15 protein-coding genes are annotated in these 20,219 nt (G+C 44.0%); 4 read left to right on the top strand and 11 right to left on the bottom strand.

What is annotated here, in order from left to right; genetic code table 11:
* The first annotated feature begins 1,073 nt into the window (after positions 1-1,073).
* The 3 genes from LF817_RS06795 (at position 1,074) to kynB (ending at position 3,754) form a co-directional block, all read left to right on the top strand.
* Positions 1,074-1,721, top strand: a complete 648-nt coding sequence (locus tag LF817_RS06795; RefSeq protein WP_253935027.1) for a LysE family translocator — start codon at positions 1,074-1,076, stop codon at positions 1,719-1,721.
* A 129-nt stretch (positions 1,722-1,850) separates the two neighbouring features.
* On the top strand, positions 1,851-3,122 hold the full coding sequence (kynU, locus tag LF817_RS06790; RefSeq protein WP_253935026.1) for a kynureninase: 1,272 nt from the start codon (positions 1,851-1,853) through the stop codon (positions 3,120-3,122).
* A gap of 11 nt (positions 3,123-3,133) precedes the next feature.
* Positions 3,134-3,754, top strand: a complete 621-nt coding sequence (gene kynB, locus LF817_RS06785) for an arylformamidase (protein WP_253935025.1) — start codon at positions 3,134-3,136, stop codon at positions 3,752-3,754.
* Between the two features lie 44 nt (positions 3,755-3,798).
* On the opposite strand, the gene LF817_RS06780 is transcribed toward kynB, so the two are convergent.
* The 9 genes from LF817_RS06780 to LF817_RS06740 all read right to left on the bottom strand — a co-directional run bounded on the left by LF817_RS06780 (position 3,799) and on the right by LF817_RS06740 (position 15,422).
* The gene (locus LF817_RS06780; RefSeq protein ID WP_253935024.1) at positions 3,799-5,331 is read right to left on the bottom strand and encodes a BCCT family transporter; all 1,533 of its coding nucleotides are present in this window, start codon (positions 5,329-5,331) and stop codon (positions 3,799-3,801) included.
* A 193-nt stretch (positions 5,332-5,524) separates the two neighbouring features.
* Positions 5,525-5,698: a hypothetical protein gene (locus tag LF817_RS06775; protein ID WP_253935023.1), complete on the bottom strand. Its 174-nt coding sequence runs from the start codon at positions 5,696-5,698 to the stop codon at positions 5,525-5,527.
* Positions 5,699-5,752: 54 nt separating this feature from the next.
* Entirely contained in the window at positions 5,753-7,240 is a 1,488-nt protein-coding gene (locus LF817_RS06770) for a phytoene desaturase family protein (RefSeq protein ID WP_253935022.1), read from the bottom strand.
* Positions 7,241-7,444: 204 nt separating this feature from the next.
* Positions 7,445-8,695, bottom strand: a complete 1,251-nt coding sequence (locus LF817_RS06765) for an aminopeptidase (protein WP_253935021.1) — start codon at positions 8,693-8,695, stop codon at positions 7,445-7,447.
* Positions 8,696-8,814: 119 nt separating this feature from the next.
* Positions 8,815-10,710 (bottom strand): ABC-F family ATP-binding cassette domain-containing protein, encoded by a 1,896-nt coding sequence (locus tag LF817_RS06760; protein WP_253935020.1) that lies wholly within the window; start codon positions 10,708-10,710, stop codon positions 8,815-8,817.
* Positions 10,711-10,830: 120 nt separating this feature from the next.
* Positions 10,831-12,255, bottom strand: coding sequence for an alanine/glycine:cation symporter family protein (locus tag LF817_RS06755; protein ID WP_253935019.1), 1,425 nt, complete (start codon positions 12,253-12,255; stop codon positions 10,831-10,833).
* Between the two features lie 550 nt (positions 12,256-12,805).
* Positions 12,806-13,333, bottom strand: a complete 528-nt coding sequence (locus LF817_RS06750; RefSeq protein ID WP_253935018.1) for an acyl-CoA thioesterase — start codon at positions 13,331-13,333, stop codon at positions 12,806-12,808.
* 44 nt (positions 13,334-13,377) lie between these two features.
* Positions 13,378-14,730: a sensor histidine kinase gene (locus tag LF817_RS06745; protein ID WP_253935017.1), complete on the bottom strand. Its 1,353-nt coding sequence runs from the start codon at positions 14,728-14,730 to the stop codon at positions 13,378-13,380.
* Positions 14,727-15,422 carry a response regulator transcription factor gene (locus tag LF817_RS06740; RefSeq protein ID WP_253935016.1) on the bottom strand — a complete coding sequence of 232 codons (696 nt, stop codon included), beginning with the start codon at positions 15,420-15,422 and terminating at the stop codon, positions 14,727-14,729. The genes LF817_RS06745 and LF817_RS06740 overlap by 4 nt, the downstream gene beginning before the upstream one ends.
* 196 nt (positions 15,423-15,618) lie before the next feature.
* Here LF817_RS06740 and LF817_RS06735 point away from each other — a divergent pair, with 196 nt between their 5' ends.
* Entirely contained in the window at positions 15,619-16,764 is a 1,146-nt protein-coding gene (locus LF817_RS06735; protein WP_253935015.1) for a S1C family serine protease, read from the top strand.
* A gap of 207 nt (positions 16,765-16,971) precedes the next feature.
* On the opposite strand, the gene cls is transcribed toward LF817_RS06735, so the two are convergent.
* Complete coding sequence (gene cls, locus LF817_RS06730) at positions 16,972-18,414, bottom strand: cardiolipin synthase (RefSeq protein WP_253935014.1); 1,443 nt, start codon at positions 18,412-18,414, stop codon at positions 16,972-16,974.
* A gap of 1,233 nt (positions 18,415-19,647) precedes the next feature.
* Complete coding sequence (locus tag LF817_RS06725; RefSeq protein ID WP_253935013.1) at positions 19,648-20,184, bottom strand: transcription repressor NadR; 537 nt, start codon at positions 20,182-20,184, stop codon at positions 19,648-19,650.
* Positions 20,185-20,219 lie beyond the last annotated feature (35 nt).

Raw genomic sequence — 20,219 nt, 5'->3', positions numbered from 1 at the left:
AATTTTAATTTAGTTTACGTCTCTTCCTATGCAAGGTGGATAAAAAGATGGAGATATTTCAATCCATGCTCTCTCAACACACAGCGACAGAAGAGGCTTTGTTCACTTCTGTGCGATAAGTAAACATCAATCCCTCCGTTCTTCGTGTTTCCTTTATCTCCGCCAGCTCAGTCCAGTCCATACGCAGCTGCCGAAAACACTTCCGCTTTTACAAAAAGAGCCTCCTGCTTCCAACTACCCCATTCGATAGAGGTGAAAAACGAACCCTCTTATCAAGAAAGAAATCTTGTATATGCCTGTCGGGTGAGAAGATAGTGCTTTACATCAAGGTTTTTAACATAGGACCCTTGTTATGAAAATCAGGAAATGTTTGCTTTTTCTTGAAGCGGTTTCGAGATACTTATATGGCATAGGGGCGGAGGGAAACGGTGAGACTCCTGGGGGATGAGCGGGACAGGTGAGACCCCGGAGAGCGAAGCTCGAGGAGGCTCAGCGTCCGCCCCCCGGAAAGCGATCCGTTTCCCGGAGCCCCTAAATTCTCTTTATGGCTCGAAACTGAGTCTTCAACATAAGGGTGCTTATCTAAATATCAGCTCGGAAATTAAACAGAACCAGTTCATAAAATACCGTCAAACAGCCGAGGATCCTTCGATCCTCGGCTGTTATTTTTGTTTGTAAAATTATATATAGTGAATACCTTTGCCTCTTGAAGCATATTTATTTGTTAAAAGGGGTGATGATAATGAATAGTTTTCCGCTTTTATATTTATCTTGTATCCTTGCAGGGTTTGCACTACTCAGAATTCCTTTCGAAGGATTTTTTGAACCCGTAGAACCGTTAGCACTTGTTGTAGGCGTTCTTACGATTCTGTTATTTTCATGCGTCATAATCTTTTTCGGGGTAAAAGCCCTAATAAGTAACAGAACGACAATTTGAGCTCAGGCACTTGTCTGAGCTTTTCTTTTAGATTCGTTTCAGGATTCCAGCGTACCCTCACTAGAATGGCCACTTCCCTATTTTACACATGGCCCTCTAATTACTAAAGGGACAAGCATGCAAGGAGGAACAGGAATTGTTTTTACTCTTGATCAGACAAATTATTCTTGGTTTATCAATTGCTGCACCTCTTGGACCAATTAATATTGAGATCATCAGAAGAGGAATTTATCAAGGATTATGGCCATCATTACTCGTCGGAGCAGGAGGTATGACAGCTGATCTGGCCTTGATGTATCTCATGTATCAGGGTCTTTCTGAATACATGACGCTCACCTGGGTGCAGCTTTCATTATTGATATTCGGTTCCCTCGTTTTAACTTATACCGGCATCCAAAGCTTCCTGAGTAAGGAAGAGACGCTGACTGAAGCTCGTTTCGAAGGTGACCATCGTCAGACAAGCTTGATTCGTCCTTACCTCACCGGTTTATCTATTGCAGCTTTTAACCCTATGAATATATTGTTCTGGCTGGGGGTTTACGGATCCGTACTCAGTGATTCTTTTCACGGGGACGACCTGGTGAAGGCCTTTTACATAAACAGTGCTGTCTTTATCGGAATAGGCTTATGGAATTTGAATCTGGCACTGACCGTGCATTTTAGTAAAGTACTGTTGAACCCGGTTATACTGAGAATGGTTTCTTTGGGTTCCAGTCTGTTTTTAACTGGACTTGGGGTTTATTTCGCCATTAAAGCGATTTTCAAAATCACTTCATTGTTTTGATTCCGCCTGTTTTTTTGTGCAAAAGGCAAGGCCGCTTTGATTTTTGCACAAATGAATAAGCTGACTCGCACCTCCCTTTTTTACTTTTCGCCTCACCACGCGATATACTTATGAGAGGAGGCGATAGAAATGAAACGTGAACGCCAGGATGCTAAAAGGCTCGACGAGCAGGATGAACTCCTCTCTTTTAAAAGTGAATTTTATACAACTCCCCATACATATTACATGGATGGTAACTCGCTTGGCTTACTATCTAAACGTTCAGAACAGGCTTTACTTACATCTCTTGAAGATTGGAAGCAGCACGGAATCGATGGGTGGACGGAAGGAGAGCAACCCTGGTATTACATGTCAGAGAAGCTTGGAGAAATGACCGCTCCTTTAATCGGTGCAAAAGCTTACGAGGTCATTAATACTGGATCGATCACGACCAACCTCCACCAGCTGCTGGCCACCTTTTATAAACCGGAAGGACGACGGACGAAAATTATTGCCGACACTCTCAACTTCCCTTCTGACATTTATGCTCTTAAAAGCCAGATTGAGCTCAAGGGGTTGGATGTAAACGAGAATTTGGTCCAAATAAAAAGCAGTAATGGATATACTCTGTCCGAAGATGATATCATTTCCGCCATGGACGATGAGACGGCCCTCCTTCTGCTGCCTTCTGTGCTTTACCGAAGCGGCCAACTGCTTGATATTGAAAAAATAACATTAAACGCTCATAAGCGCGGGATCATTGTAGGTTTTGATTTAGCGCATTCCATCGGGGCTCTTCCCCACCACCTTCATGACTGGGGAGTCGACTTTGCGGTATGGTGTACGTATAAGTATTTAAACAGCGGACCTGGAGGAACAGGCGGTCTCTACGTGCATGAAAAGCATTTAGGCCAGAAGCCTGGATTAGCAGGATGGTTCAGTTCCAGTAAGGATAAACAGTTTGATATGGAGCATGACTTGACGCCTGCTGAAACAGCGGGCGCCTATCAGATCGGCACACCTCATATTCTCAGTTCTGCTCCTTTACTCGGATCACTCGAGATTTTCAAAGAGGCTGGAATCGAAACTATCCGCAAAAAATCTTTACAGCTTACTCAGCTGCTGATGGACTTGGTCCAATCAGAGCTCCACGAATATGGTTTCAGAATTACTAACCCTTTAGAAGATCACAGAAGAGGCGGCCATGTAAGCCTTGTCCATTCTGAAGCTGCGAGTATATGTAAAGCCCTGAAACAGGAGGGTGTCGTCCCTGACTTCCGATCCCCTGACGTCATTCGCCTTGCTCCGGCAGCCTTGTATGTGTCGTTTGAAGATGCATACGACGTGGTAATGATTCTAAAGGAGATTATGAAGGACAAGAAGCATAAGAACTTTTCCAATCAACGCGGCACTATTGCGTAAGGAGGCAGATCATGAAAGTGATTGATATATCCATGCCATTGAATTCATCTACACCCCCGTGGCCTGGCGATCAACCGTTTGAATATAAAGTGACGTGGTCAATGGAAGATACCGGGTCAGTGAACGTGGGGCAATTTCAATCCAGCAACCATCTCGGGACTCATGTAGATGCCCCGTTCCATTACGACAGCGATGGGGCGAAAATAGCTGACCTTCCCCTTGAACGGTTCATAGGATCAGCACTGATTGTGAATATGGAAGGCAAATCCACGATTTCTGCTAAGGACCTTGAACCTTTTCAATTTGAAGGGGTAACAATAGTGTTATTCCGATCAATGAGCTGGAGCGATCGCTCCGTATTTCCGGGAGAGTATACGGTTATTGATAAAGATGTTGCTCCTTTTCTAAAAGGTAAAGGGATTGATATGATCGGAGTGGACACTCCATCAGTAGATCCAGAAACGAGCAAAGATCTCCCTGCACATCATTCTTTATACGAGCAGGATATTTTAATATTAGAAGGGCTCCTGCTTGAGCATGCAGCTCCTGGAATTTATGAATTAATGGCCTTCCCTTTAAAAATGGATGAAGCAGACGGCAGTCCAGTTCGGGCTGTTTTACGACAAAAATAAAAGTGAGGTGTTCCGGCTGGTTGCCAGGACACCTCACTTTTTATTTACTTCTTCATAATATTTTGTTGCACGGCCATTTGTTTAGCTACTCTAGGAGCAAGCCATACGACTGGCAGTAATATCAAGGATACCGGAACCGCTGTAACGACAATGAAGTTCTGTAACTGCGTAATCCCGCTGTCTCCCGTAATCAGTAAAATTGCCGCGATCGCCCCCATAATGACCGACCAGAAGATACGCAGCCACTTCTTAGGATTCCCTTCTCCCATCACCGCCATGGCAATAGAATAAGACATGGAATCACTTGTCGTAACTACGAATAATATCGTCAATATCAAGAACAACGGAGATATGACGGAAGCGAAAGGAAATTGCTCGGTGATCGCAAACATCGCCGCATGATTCCCCGCTGCGTTTAAAGCATCCGATACAGAACCAGGGTTCTGCATTTCAAAGAAAATCCCGGAACCACCGAGAATCGTAAACCAGAAAGTAGAAATGACAGGTGCAAAAATAGAAACGGCAACAATGATTTCTCTAATGGTACGCCCTCTGGAAATCCTGCTGACTAAAATAGCCATCATCGGCCCATATCCTATAAACCAGCCCCAAAAGAAGACTGTCCAAAGCGATAGCCAATCTTGATCTCCTCGGAATGTACTCATCGGAACAAACTGATGAACGTAATGCCCGAATGCAGGAAGGAAATGGTTGATGATAAATCCTCCAGGTCCAAAAATAAGAATGAATGCCATCAACCCGATCGCAATCCGTACATTGAGACTGCTTAGGAATTGAATGCCTTTATATAGTCCAGTAACTGCTGAAATAGTAGAAATCAAGACGACCGCAAATATGATCGTAAATTGAGTGCTTAAATTATCAGGTATTCCAAAAATCGTCTGCAGCCCATAACTTGCTTGTAATCCGAGGAACCCGATCGGCCCGATCGTTCCTGCGGCAACGGCAATAATGGAAAAAGCATCGACTAACGTACCAAGCCAATGGTTACGCAGCTTTTCCCCGAAAATCGGATAAAGCAGAGTCCGCGGCTTCATCGGCATGCCTTTTTCATAATGGCCGTACATCATAACAACGGCACTGATGGTTCCCAAAATAGCCCACGCTAAAAATCCCCAGTGCATAAAGCTCTGAGCTAAAGCAGGATTGACCGCTGCTTCTGTTCCCGCTTCAATTCCTAATTCCGATAAATAAGGAGGTACAGTCAAGAAATGGTACATGGGCTCTGCCGCAGCCCAAAATACGCCTCCGCCGGCCAAAAGTGTTGCCATAATGATGGACAACCATTTACCTAAACTAAGCTCTGGTTTATCCAAGTGCCCCATTTTAATCTTCCCATATTTAGAAAAAGCGAGCCAAATCCCTACAAAGAACGTAGCAAGCATCAACAGCTGCCAGAATGCTCCAAAGTATGTTGCAGACCAGCCAAATGTTGTATTCACAAATGTTTCTATCAAGTTAATATCTACGAGCGCAATAATTACAAAAAGCAGCAAAGCTCCTCCACTTATTGCAAAAACGGGCCAATCCACCCGGCTCTGATGTTGTTTATTCATAATAATCTCCTTTTTGAAAGTTCATTTTTCACACGAATTACAAAGTTATCATCTATGTGATAGGTATGTAAAGCTAAACCCTCAGCTGAATATGTAGAAGGAAGCTGAAGTTGAATAGTTTTAACATTCCCGCCTTTCGCACATTTTATTAAACACTAAAAAGACCATAGTTTAAAACTATAGTCTTTCCTCATTATTTATTCTTTCCTGCTATGTCTTCACGATCTCTGTGACGCTCCCGACAATCTTTACACATGCCTACCTTCGCATCCTTCTTAGAGGTTAAAATCACACCACAGCTGCTGCATTTCCCTAGATCATTCGGGTTCGATTGAAAGCCCGGTAGTTCACTATCTGGACCTTTCATACTACCTCCTCCTTCACTTATCTATCTAATTATTTATACCCTCATTTTTTAGGCTCAACCCTGTTTAGAAACTAATTTTGCAGCCATGAGACCAGATATTGTTACACCTAATGTTCCAGCGCCGGGAAAAGTAGTATCCCCGCATTGATAAATATTTTTCACTCCTGTTCTGACGGAATAGCTGTTCAACCAGCTGAATCTGCCGGTTGGAGCGTAGCCTCCTACTTTACCGCTGTTACGCCTCAGCCATTTTTGAAAAGTGACAGGGGTTCCTGGAAGAACTAAATCAAGCCCGTCTGAAAATCCTTTGAAATAGTGGTCGACAATACTGATCAACCGGTCATGCATCAACTGCTTTCTGGAATCATAATGTTCTTTGTCCCACCATTTTGCCAGATCAGTATGAGTAGACAGAGTCAGTGAACGCATGCCCGGAGGAGCCATTCCGTTGTCTTCCCCGCTCGATAAAGAAAGTAAAAACTGGCCGCCATCGTGCAGGCCTTCAGGGTTTCCGGGATCGATGAATTGATGGTAAAGGCTTGATGTATCGGAGAATACCTCTTCCTTTACCCCAGCGTGAATGATGAAAGCCCCCCACGCTTCCCTCGATTTTTCTTTTTCCTTTTTTATATAAGAGCGCTCAGCTAACTTTGGTGACAATATATCGTGTAAATTGTGAGCAGAATTGTTGAGAATGACTTGCTTACTCTTAAACACTTTCTCCCGCTTCGTTTTCAATCTGAAGCTGCCTTCCTCTTCAGTGATCCCATAAATCGGGTGTCTCATAAAAACAGTACTGCCTTGCTGTTGGATGAATCCAGCGAGCTGCTCGGCAATAGTGGCTAACCCTCCATGAACAGCATAAGCCCCTTTATGGAAGGTTTGCAGCGCAGCATACCCTAAAAATGCCGGACAGCGATCGACGCTAGTCTGCACACTGTCCATTAATTCTCCGTTAAGAAAGGTAACGAATAAAGAATGGTCCGCCAGACCGAATTTCTTAAGTCTTTGCTGAATGGTTTGTGTTAAGTAAGGGATCAGCTTGCTGGAATTGATATTGACTGCAGGCAGCATACCCAGCCAATCGCTTATCGTCCGCGGCGGAAAGATCGGCAGCTCTACAACGAGCTTATCTACTATTGCTCCTACACGAAAAATCTCATCATAAAATGCCTTCACCTGTTCTTTCACATCAGGGAAATGCCTGTCAATCTCTAAATACCATTCGTGACGATCCCGATAATAGTGGATCGTACGATCTGGTAAATGAATATCCATAATTGGATTGAGTAAAGTCATCGGTGGTTTTTCGATCCCTAAAGAATCATAGAGAGAGTCAAATACACCGCCTTCCTCAAATCCCATTCCTAACGTGGCTCCGGATTGAAAGCGATAGCCTTGCCGTTCGTATTTTCCAGCACTCCCTCCAAGTTCATTGGAGGCTTCAAACACTGCAACGTTGTACCCCTGCTGGCTTAACTTTGCTCCGGCAGCGAGTCCGCCGAATCCTGCCCCTACAATAGCTGCATCATAAACTTCCATGATTCTCCCCCCATTTCTGTTCTGTTGATATTCCCTTTTCCGCTCCATGTTAAAGGTATGAGTCGGTTTGGTCGAAAAAGTTTTTCAATGGAGGAATTATCGTCCTTTATGGTTGAAACACAAAAAATAAGAAATCCATGCGAATGGAGGGAAAACTTCAAAACACAACAAAAAAAGCGCTGAGCATCTCAGCGCTTTTGCATATTACGATTCAAAATTTAAAGACCAGCTTCCATTTCGCATGACCGGCTCTTTCGTTCCATCCTCAAGAACTCCATCGATATCAAGTTCCCCAGAGCCCATCATGAAGTCTACATGACTTAAGCTGTGGTTCACTCCATTTTCATCCAATTCTTTGTCACTCATCGTCGAACCGCCTTCCACGTTATTCGGATAAGCTTTTCCTAACGCTAAGTGGCACGAAGCATTCTCATCATATAACGTGTTATAGAAAATCAAACCGGACTGAGAAATAGGAGACTCGTGCGGCACTAAAGCAAGCTCCCCTAAATGCTTGGATCCCTCGTCCGTGTCCAGGAGGTGCTTCAATGTTTCTTCTCCCTCTTCTGCTTTAAAATCTACGACTTTTCCATCTTTGAACGTTAACGTGAAGTTGTCGATTACATTCCCGCCATAGTTGAGCGGTTTTGTGCTGGAGACGTGGCCATTCACTCCATATTTATGAGGAGCTGTAAAAACCTCTTCTGTCGGCATATTCGGATTGAAACGAATGTTGTCTTTTTCCGTTTTCGCCGAGCCGCCTTTCCACACATGGCCTTTAGGAAGCTCTACCTCAAGTTCCGTGCCTGGAGCTGAGTAAACCAGCTTCTGATATTGCTTTTTATTCAAAAACTCACGCGCCTGTCGCAGCGTCCGGTTATGTTCATCCCACGCGGCTACTGGGTCTTCTTTATCGACGCGGACAATACTGAAAATTTGTTCCCAAAGCTTATCAACGGCGTTCTCTTGCGATTCACCCGGGTAAATCTTTTGAGCCCATGCTGGAATCGGGATACTGATGATCGACCACTGAATGCGGTCATTCATTGTATAATTTCTGAAATTCGTCATAGCTTCCGCTCGAGCTTTGTTAGCTGCGGCGACTTTTCCTGCGTCAATTCCCTTCAGCAAGTCTGGATCCGTCGAACGTATGGATAAAATCGCAGCCCCTTCTGCCCCAAAATAATCGAACATATCCTGCTGCCAGCTAGGCACTTCTTTTAATACTTCTACATCCGCATGTTCGTAGCGCAACCGAGTAAGCTCATCGTCCGCCCAGACTATGTAGACATCTTTCGCTCCCATTTCATAAGCTTTTCTAGCGACCACCCGTGTAAAAGGGGCGCCTTCTACGGACGAATTAATCATCAGCCGCTGATCATTTTGCAAGTTGACACCCGTTTTTAAAGCAAGTTCCGCATACTTTTCTAATTGATCCTGGCTAGGAAAATTCATGGGAAAAACCTCTCTTCTTTCATTGATTAAGTGCATGTATCCGCTCTCAATTATTTCATAACTCTCCATCAATTACAAAAAAAGAAACCCAGGCATATTCACCCGGGTCCCATGTGAAATCATTGTTCCACTTCTTCCACAATCAACGTCAGCTCTTCCCAACGTTCCATTTTCTGTTCAAGCTGTTGTTCCAGCGTTTCTTTATCTTTTGATAATTCTTCTACTTTACTATAATTTGCGGCTTCGGCAGCCATTTGTGTATCTATCTCTTCTATTTTTTCTTCAAGTTCACCAATTTCATCTTCAATCGTCGCCCACTCTTGCTTTTCACGATAGGAGAGTTTTCGCTTGCGATTAGACCTGCGCGTCGTTTCCTGTTCTGAAGGAGCTGTGTTTTTTGCAACTTTCTCCTGCTTTTCCTGCTGATGTTTCTCAAGAAAATCAGAGTAATTCCCGAAAAAGCGCTGAATCTTCCCTCCACCTTTAAAGGCGAGCAGCTTATCGACGACCCGATCCAAAAAGTACCGGTCGTGGGAAACGGTGACTACTACGCCGGGAAACTGATCCAAGTAATCTTCTAATACACTTAACGTCTCAGTATCCAGGTCATTCGTCGGCTCATCCAAGAACAGCACGTTCGGCTCTTTCATGAGAACACGCAGCAAGTATAATCGACGACGTTCTCCCCCTGATAAACGTGAGATGTACGTCCATTGCTGTGCTCTTGGGAATAAGAAACGTTCCAGCATCTGCTCGGCTGTTATTTCATCTCCATCAGCAGTCGAGATGACCTCAGCCACCTCTTTGATATATTCGATGACTTTTAGAGAACCGTCAATTTCTTCATGATCCTGCGTGTAGTACCCTATTTTTACAGTCGAACCTACGGCAACCTCTCCATATTGAGGAGAGATCCGTTCAGCCATGATATTAAGAAGCGTCGTCTTTCCTGAACCATTCGGTCCTATGATCCCTATTCTTTCTTCAGGAACCATCAAATAATTGAAATCATTAATGATTTGCTGGCTCCCAAAGGAATGAGAGATTCCTGTTAATTCGATCACTTGTTTACCAAGGCGGGTAGAACCAATTGCCATATCAACGTCTTGTTTCTTCGTATCAAAGTCCTCTTCCTGCATAGCTTCGACGCGCTGCTTTCTTGCTTTCTGCTTCGTCGTCCTTGCTTTAGCGCCTCTTTTCAGCCAGGCCAGTTCTCGTCTTAGAGCATTCTGGTGTTTCTCTTCAGCCTGACGCTCCCATTCTTCTCTTTCTGCTTTTTTTTCAAGGAAGGTTTCATAGTTTCCAACGTACGTATATAACGTCCCGCGATCCAATTCAAATATAAAGTTCGTCACTCGATTCAAAAAGTAGCGGTCGTGAGTGACGACAATCAACGAACCTTTGTATTGAGCCAGGTAGCCTTCAAGCCACTCTATCGTTTCATTATCGAGATGGTTGGTCGGCTCATCCAGCAGCAGCAGATCCGCAGGCTGAATGAGAGATTTCGCGATCGCTACCCGTTTTTTCTGGCCGCCTGATAATTCACTGACCTTTTTATCAAAAGATTCAATGCCGAGCTTGGTCAAAATCGTTTTTGCAGCTGTATTGGCTTCCCACGCATCCTTCTCATCCATTCGCTGCTGTAGTTTAATCATCCGTTCTTGCACAGCCGTATCATCGGGCTGGGCTTCAAGTTCCTGCAATATTTGCTCATATTCGCGGATGACGGTCATAACCTCTGATTCACCGTAATAGATTTGTTGGAGCACGGTTAAATCACCATCGAGCTGCGGTTCCTGCGGCAGATATTCAATCGTAAAATCCTTCGCATGCTGCTTATTGCCAGTGTCCGCCGTTTCCAAATCAGCTATAATTTTCAATAGTGATGATTTACCTGTTCCATTTACGCCGATCAGCCCGATTCTCTGTGACGTGGAAATTGTGAATGAAAGGTTATCAAATAACGTTTTATCTCCATAGCTCTTACTCATATTTTCAACAGACAAAATACTCATCGTGCCCACCTCTTATTATCAATCTAATCCTACTGTATCATATGTGAGGCTTTCGCCCCTATCATCACGTTCAAAATAAAAACTACGCTGCCCTCTGGGGGAGCGTAGTTTCTACACCGATTAGCGAGATTGTGCCTGGTTCTCGTTCGATTGATCACGTCTCCAGTAATCCATTCCTTCCACTCCCGGCAAGTGATCCTGGTAAAAGACCGGGTCTTTACCTTGCTTACGCTGGATCGTGTAATCCTTCAAGGCAGCGTACGCCACTTTTGCCAGCATAAAGATAGCATATAGATTAATGAGAGCCATGATTCCCATGGATAGATCCGCTAGAGACCAGACGAAAGCGAATTCCGCAACGGAACCGAACATGACCATCGCCAGCACGGCTAAACGATAGATGAAGAGATTACCCGAACTTTCTTTAATAAATTGAAGGTTCGTTTCACCATAATAATAGTTTCCTACAATCGAACTGAAGGCGAATAAGAAAATCGCTGCTGCAATAAAAATAGCTGCCCATGCACCTAACTCTGTCTCAAAAGCCAATTGGGTGATTTGAATACCTTCCAGGTTGGTATCCATATACTCACCAGAAAACAAGATGATGATGGCGGTAGCACTACAAATCATCAATGTGTCCGTAAATACACCTAACGTTTGGATTAAACCTTGTTTTACAGGGTGGGTGACTTCAGAAGTCGCTGCTGCGTTTGGCGCACTTCCCATCCCAGCTTCGTTAGAAAACAAACCACGCTGTATCCCGATCAGGATCATCCCGCCGAATGTGCCCCCTGCAAATTCCCTGAAACCGAAAGCGCCCTGAAAGATCATAGCGAACATTTCTGGAACTTGACCGATGTTCCCGAAAAATACATAGAGTGCTAGAATAATGTAGAAAATAGCCATTATTGGTACAACGTACTGCGTAACTTGAGCGATTCTTTTCAAACCACCGAAAATAACGAGCGCGACGATAACAGTAAGTATGAAACCCAGTGCCCATTTTCCGATATTAAATGATTCTTCAAACGCTAAACGGATCGTATTGGACTGGACAGAACTGAAGACAAGCCCGTACGTGAACGTTATCGCAATAGCGAAAACGATCCCCAGCTTACGATTCTTCAAACCCTTCTCCATATAATATGCCGGGCCACCACGGTACTGATTTTTTTCAGGTGTTTTGTAAATCTGCGCCAGCGTACTCTCGATAAAGCTTGAGGCACCGCCTAACACGGCAACCATCCACATCCAGAAAACGGCGCCTGGACCTCCGATAGAAATGGCAGCTGCGACACCAGCCAGATTCCCTGTCCCTACCCGGGAAGCCGTACTAATGGCAAAGGCCTGGAACGGAGAAGTCCCTTTTTTTCCTTTAGCAGAAATCGCCCGCTTATCGAACAAAACACGGAACATCTCAGGAATATAAGTGAATTGAGCGAATTTAAGTCGGATACTAAAGAACAATCCCAGCCCCAACAGCACATAAACAAGTATGTATTCCCAAATAATATCGTTTAAAAAACCTACCACACTTTCCATAACGTGCACCTCCAATTTAGTAATTTTTTTACAATTGCTAGTCATTTCCCCATTCGTCTTTCAATTAAACAGTATAAAAAAAGCCCAACTAATAATTTATCAATAAAGTAATCGTTTGGGAATTCATTTGATGGTTTTCATATAAAACATCTAAGATTGCTCTTGTTCTCAGAAGCTATGCTCAAGTCCCACCTCACAATTTCAAGCCTTTTATTACGCAACTAGCTTATTTCTAAGGCAAATAAAAAAAGCTATGTTACACGTAGTTGTTGATTTCTTATGAGCGAAGCTCGAGGAGGCTCAGCGCCCGCTCCACGGAAAGTGAATCGTTACCTGCAGCCCCATACTCCTGCTATGAGCTCGAAACTAAGTCTTCCACATAAGGGAGCTTATATGACGATCAACTTGGAAATTCAACAGAGTCGCCAAAAAAAGCCATCGGGAGCTGAAAGTCCCCGATGGCCCTTTTTTTACAACATTATCTGAAGAAGACCCTTTACAACAAGTATCTCAACTACAAGTAGAACAGGATCTCATTTTGCTGCTGCAATTAAATACTCTTATCTTTTCTCCAAGGAAGGTCAGTTCCGAACATTTCCGCCAGTTCTTTGGATTCTTTCCTTCTGGCTTTTCGGTACTCATGACGTTTAGCGGCCCCTTCGTGAAGCCACTTTTCTTCGTCAGATTCCGGATAAACCGCAGGAACGGGTGCAGGCTGATTATCTTCATCAACAGCTACCATCGATAAAAAGGCTGTTGTACAAAGCTTGCGCTCTCCTGTCAGCAGATTTTCCGTCACGGCTTTAACAAAAACTTCCATAGAAGTGTTGTGTGTCCATGTGACAAAAGCTTCAAGGCAGATGGTATCTCCTTCAAGCACTGGATGTAAAAAGTCGACAGAGTCTGTAGAAGCGGTGACCACCGGCTTTCTACAGTGACGTACAGAAGCGATAGCAGCCACATCATCTATATAAGCCATAAGTCTCCCGCCGAACAGGGTACCGTGGCTGTTGGTGTCTGGGGGTAAGACGTGTGAATTTTTAACGGTCAATGAATCTATACATGCTTTAGCGTCCATTGTGTCTCCTCGCTTTCATATGGAATCGTTCTCTGGTTAGTATATCATTTATTTTGCTGCTGCATTCTTTGTGGCAAACTTATTTCAAAAGTCGCCCCTTGAGCAGATACATTATTTCTGGCGTCGATCGTGCCGCCGCTTCGCTCAATAATGGCTCTTGATATTGCCAGACCCAATCCTGTTTCCCCTTCTTTTCCTTTTATGAAACGTTGAAATAACTGGGACAACAATTCTTCCGGGATACCTGAGCCATCATCAATCACTTGAATGGAAATCGTTTCATTGTCTGTTTCCGTAACAATATCCACTCTGCTCTCTGCATGCCGCACTGCATTTCCCACTATGTTAATGAGAGCTTGCAGAACTCGTTCCCTGTCCACGAAACTATAAAAGGATTCATCAGGATAAAGATTCAGTTCCACACCTTTTTCATTAGCGAGTGGGAAGAGCCTGTCCTTTGCCTGATTCGCAAGCTCCACCAAGTTGACGTGCTCAGGGTGATACACATCTTCACTACTGTCTAATTTAGCGAGAAGGATCATTTCGTTGACGATTTTTTTGAGGCGTTCTGTTTCACTGACCATCACTTCTAAACCGCGGTCGGCATCAGCTCCTGTAAAAATCCCGTCTTTGATTCCTTCAGCATACCCTTGTATCGACATCAAAGGAGTTTTCAATTCGTGGGAAGCATTTTGAAAGAATAGCTTTTGAGTGTTAATGTAACGCTCCAGCTCTTCCGCCATGTGACGAACGCTACGTTCCACTTCCTTGATCTCACCGCTTGATTTGACAGGCTGGACCTGGTCGAACTGCCGTTTCTCGATTTTATTGACTTCTTTTTGCAAGCGGCTTAACGGCGTCACTAAGCGATTGGTCATAAAGTAACTGACAGCAAGTGCCAATAGCAGACCGACGACGAATACGAACACCATCCGCTGGGCGAACTGGTTTTGGACGATTTGCAAATCATCCAGCGGGGTAGCCATGACTAGAATTCTCTGCGAACTGTTCGGGGCGAACCCTATGTTGTAGACGACGTAACTTTCTCCCTGACCTTCCCATACTTCCTCGTTGATCAATTCATCTTCGAATCTCTCCATCCAATCGAGGGCAGTCTCTGTTGGAAGAGTGCTGAATAAAACTTCCTCCTGTCTTAAGTCAAATAATAATAAAGGGTAATCCTGGTCCTGGACGAGACGAGTCAATTGAGGAACACGAACAGATGCGTCCTCTTCCGTAGTAATTTGTGACAGCAGCTTTGCTCTTTCCTCCAGCTGTCCTCGCTCATCCTGAATCAACATGTCCATTAATAAGGAATATATAAAAAATGCGGTCAGCGTCATGACAAATAATATGACCGCAGCAAATGCCGCGTTCAACTGGTACTGTAATTTCATAAGTTATCACGGTGGGCCCTAAGACGGTAGCCGTGACCCCAAACGGTTTCAAGCGGCAGCTCTTTCATTTTTTTCCGCAATCTTTTCACAAGATCGTCCACCGCCCGGTCACTGCCGAAGTAATCTTCGCCCCACACTTTAATAAGCAGCTCTTCCCGGCTGTATGCTCGATTTTCCTTTCGGGCAAGAATCTTTAAAAGATCGTACTCTTTTGTCGTCACTTCCACTTCTTCCCCTTTGAAATAAGCACTCCGTTCAGCCTCGTTCAAGGATAGGTGTCCAGCTTCGATTATCATATCGGCAGTTTCTTCCTCTTCCGGTTTCATTACGGTCCACCTTTTCAGCTGCCTTTTGACACGAGCCACTAATTCCCTTGGACTAAAAGGCTTCGTTAAATAATCATCCCCTCCAAGCTCAAGTCCCAGAATCTTATCGACTTCATCGTCTTTTGCAGAAATGATGATGATAGGTACTTCAGACGTTTGGCGGATTCTTTTGCAAAATTCATATCCATCCATTCCAGGCAGCATAATATCAAGCACCCAGAGATCAGGAGGCGACTCCTCAAAGAACTCCCAGGCTCTCTCCGCACTATTAAGAGCTTCTACGTGATATCCCTCTTTATCTAAGTATGCTTTTACGATGTCGCGAATGTTCGGATCATCTTCCACAACACCTATTGACCGTTTCATAGACTCTTCCTCCTCTTTATTAAGGATTTTATATCTATTCTCGCATATTTTACAAGCTACCATGTACATTACATACTTTTTCCACAATTACTCCGAAGTCATTCCATATCTGATGAGTAGAATATGAATTGTACAGAGGAAATCCATTGAACAATAGCACATGATCAGTTGTTATGAAAGGGGTCAGACATCGATTATGAATGAAGAATACAAGGCTAGAAAAAGTCGGAAACGGTCGGGATTTGCTTACGGTGTTCTCGGTGCTATCGCCGCTGCGTTTTTGATCACTGCTGTTTTTCAATGGAAGGGTATTACGATTAACGTAGAAACGAATGAACCCTCTGCACAGGCTGATGAGCTCAACATCAGTCAGGATGATCAGAATGAAGTGACGCAGGCAATCAACGAAACATCAGAAGCAGTCGTAGGAATTAGTAACAGCCAGAATGGAATACAGGGCAGCCAAGAAGCCGGTACTGGATCTGGGGTCATTTATAAAAAAGACGGCGACCAGGCTTTTGTGGCAACAAACCATCACGTGATTGAAAACGCCTCCTCCCTCGAAGTGATTTTACATGATGGTACAAAAGCGGACGCCGAATTGAAGGGCAGCGACCCGCTTTCAGATCTAGCCGTTTTACAAATAGATGGTGAACATGTGGACAAGGTTGCGAAGCTAGGATCAGCTCAAGACATTGAAGTTGGTCAAACAGCCATAGCTATCGGTAACCCGCTCGGCATGGAATTCGCCGGATCAGCGACACAAGGGATTATAAGCGGCCTGAATCGTAACATACCAGTGGATATCGACGGGGACCAGCAGCCAGACTGGGAAACTGAAGTTATTCAAACCGATGCGGCCATCAATCCTGGCAACAGTGGGGGTGCGCTGGTCAATCTGCAAGGAGAAGTCATAGGAATCAATTCTATGAAAATAGCTCAAGCAGAAGTAGAAGGCATTGGTTTTTCCATTCCAATGGATATTGCTAAACCGATCATTGACGATTTAGAAACATCAGGAGAAGTGCAGAGACCTTACATGGGGATTGAACTGCAAGACGTCAGCCAAATTCCTCGTTCAGTTCTTGAAGGGGAACTGAACCTGCCGAGCGATGCAACGAAGGGTGTACTCGTCGGCAGCGTGGAAGATGGCTCTCCTGCCGCTGACGCCGGCTTACAAAAGTATGATGTAATTACTAAAATTGACGACGAAGACGTTGACTCACTTATGAGCCTTCGCCAGTATCTATACAGCGATGTAGAAACTGGTGATGACATAAACGTTACAGGTTACCGTGATGGTGAACCTATGGAAGCTTCGCTCAAGCTTTCCTCCCAATAATTTAAATATAACCTCTCTTTCTGACGTGTTCTTAAAGCTATGGCTTTAAGAACACTTTTTTTGCCTGACGTTCCATTATCATCACGCCTGACATTAGCAGTAATTTCTTCACCTATTCAATAATAAAAGACCCAAATCATATGTGATTTAGGCCTTCTAATGGTGTAGCATTTTATTTTCTGTTCGTAATCCTATTAAGCGACATTTCTACAAAATCGGGGAAAGCAGTCGAGCGATTGCTTCCTTAAATCGAATCCAAAGGGATCGCTTCTTATATAATTTGGATGTCAATTGTGTAGAATCTATAATGTCCTCATGAAACCGATCAGCTAATTCACGAGCGACATCCGGGTGGTACAGAAAAGCATTCACTTCGAAATTCAATCTGAAACTCCGCACATCGATATTTGCTGTCCCAACTGAAGCGATATTTCCATCAACTACAATTGTTTTGGCGTGCAGAAAGCCTTTTTGATAGATGTAGGCCGTTGCTCCCGCTTTAAGCATATCCCCTATGTTTGAAAAAGTAGCCCAATACACAAAGGGATGGTCGGGCATTTTGGGTATCATGATCCGTACGTCTACTCCTGATAATACAGCGATTCTCAGTGCATCCAGAAGACTGTCATCAGGAATAAAATAAGGAGTTTGGATATAAACATACTCTTTGGCTGAAAGAATCATTTTTATGTAGCCATGTTTAATTTGCTCCCATTCCGAATCAGGTCCGCTTGATACGATCTGCATCGCGACATCTCCTTCGGCTTCCGCTTGATAATATCGTTCATTATAGTAGATATCATCGCGGGAAGCTTGGTTCCAATCGAGAATGAAACGGGTCTGCATGTTATGAACGGCTCCACCCTTCACTCTCAAATGTGTATCTCTCCAGTACCCGAATCGCTTGTTATACCCCAAGTATTCATCGCCTATGTTGAAGCCGCCGATATACCCAATTTTCCCATCGATAATAGCTAATTTTCTATGATTCCGATAATTAATCTTCATATTCAATTTGGGGATAAGAGGTGGAAAAAATGATTCAACCATGCCGCCCGCTTCTTCAATTTTTTTAATGAACTTGCGACTCAATGTCCTCGATCCCATATCATCATATAGAAGCTTAACTTCTACATTTTCTTTCGCTTTCTTGATCAGGACTTCCGCTAACCGTTGTCCCAGCTGGTCATCCCGTACGATATAGTAAAGGAGATGGACATGATCCGTTGCAGCATCAATGTCCTCTAGTAAAGCGTGAAATTTTTTCTGGCCATCCGTGAAGACTTCCACTTCATTATCCTGAGTCAGCAATGCGTCGTTATTTTTCAAGTGCATATATATTAAATCTTCATAAGGCACAATGTCTTCGTGCTGTACTTTAAGGGTGCGGTCTTTAATATCATTCAGTTGATTTTGGACCGCTGTCAATAAACCGAGACGGCTCTTTTTATCCCATATAAAAATCTCCTTATTGCTTAATCGTCTTCCGAAGATTAAATAAAGGAAGAATCCAGCTACCGGGATAAATAGTAACACCATCAACCACGCCCAGGTGGAGCTTGCGTCCCTGCGTTCAAGGAAAATGATAGCTAGTGCCAGCAGAACGTTCAGAATGATAATGGTACTGAAAATGTATGGTATTATGTCCAACTTGACACTCCTTCCTTTTCTTAACAACTACTCTTCACTATAGCATATTTATCCTTTCTTCATAAATCAAAAAGAGAGTTTCAAAGAGAATACTACCATCTCAGAGCTCGAGAAAGCAGCTATCTGTTCTACTGAGTTGAAAGGAAAGCACGGGCAGGATTGATATATAGAACTTTGAGAACATCTTCTTAAACAAACTGGCAGGATAGTGGAATACTTGGTTTCGAGATAACCTGGGTTCGTTGCCGTATTGAGAGTCAGGTGTGGTTGGCAAGCTACTCGCTTTCCTGTGGGGGAAGTGGCGAGCTTCTACGGGCTAAAGCCCTGTGGAATATCTGCTGTTCCGTCATCGTGATGAGTGGAAGGTGGTTTTAGGAATGGGCTCGCTATCCGTGGGAGTGCAGTGAGCTTCCTCAGGCTGCAGCCTTCCGGGATCTCACCAATCACTCTTTTCCCACAGGAGTCTCACCCATTCCTAAAACCACCTAACTTATATTAAGAGACGGAACTAAGAAATGAGAAGAAAAAAACTCTCTTGTACCAACGTTCCCCAACCAACCTATTCATTATGAAGTGACTGCAGCGATTTCATCTGACCAGCGTATTGGAGCTTTGACGCGTAGCGGTTAGCGGGACTTCCTTCATTTCTGTTCGATAAGTCAACATCGAAAAGCCCATCACTCTTTGTGTTTCTTATGACTACTCAGGCAACTAAGTCCAGTCCATACGCCACGGAACGAAGCACTTCGGCTATTACAAAAGGAGTCTTATCGTTTCCCAATCCCCCATGCGAGGAGGTGAGAAAAAGAACCACTTTCATTCAGAAGAAGCGTCTTTCACCCCCCTGTTCTTATGGAATATAGAACTCTATAGCAAGGTTTTGCAACATGAGACATTTGGTACGAGAATCAGAGTACTAACAGAAATGTTTTCTTTTTCTTGAAGCGTTTTCGAGATACCCATTAGGCAGAGGGGCGGAAGGAAACGGTGAGACTCCTGTGGGATGAGCGGGACAGGTGAGACCCCACAGAGCAAAGCTCGAGGAGGCTCAGCGCCCGCCCCACGGAAAGCGAACCTTTTCCTGTAGCCCCTAAACTCTCACTATGTCTCGAAACTAAGCCCATGATAACGAAGCGTTAGTTGAACAACTTAGATTAAACGCTTTAAAAGGCTCGGTCGAAAAACGACCGAGCCTTTAGGTATCCAAAATCTTCCCACAAATTATGGAGTAATTTATGATTCTAACAATATTCCTTTGGCGGCCAATTCTTTCACAGCCCCTTGCAGCGATTCTTCTTCTCTTGCGGCAATCGTATGTGTATGGATGCCTGATGTCAAATCTGAGAGGAAAGCAGCACCGGTAGATTGTATACGTTCCAGGAACCTCTCCACATCTTTACGTGTAGAGAGACCAAGGCTCGCAGTAATATCTCCATACACTGGATGTTCTACGATGACGTCCATTACATGCACTCCATGATCAACAAGGATATTCAACTCTTCTCTAACCTGCCCTTTGCCGTGTTGACAGACAATCATTTTCTTGTAGGGTAATTGATCTTTAGAATCTGCCATGTAGACATAACCTTGACTCGTAGCGATAATTGGCTCTCCTGCTGCTTTTAACAATGAAATATCGCCAACAATTACTTGTCTCGTAACTCTCATTTGTTCTGCCAGCGCACTTCCTTTCAAAGGGTGCACGGCTTGTCTTAATAGTGTAAGAATATGTTCTCTGCGTTCTTTAGCTTTAATTTTTGACTCTCTCATCTTTCTGCTCCTCTGTACGCTTTCGATATCCTTAT

The sequence above is a fragment of the Halobacillus sp. A1 genome (assembly GCF_024189295.1).
GTDB lineage: Bacteria > Bacillota > Bacilli > Bacillales > Halobacillaceae > Halobacillus_A.
This window is presented reverse-complemented; position numbering and strand designations above follow the sequence as displayed.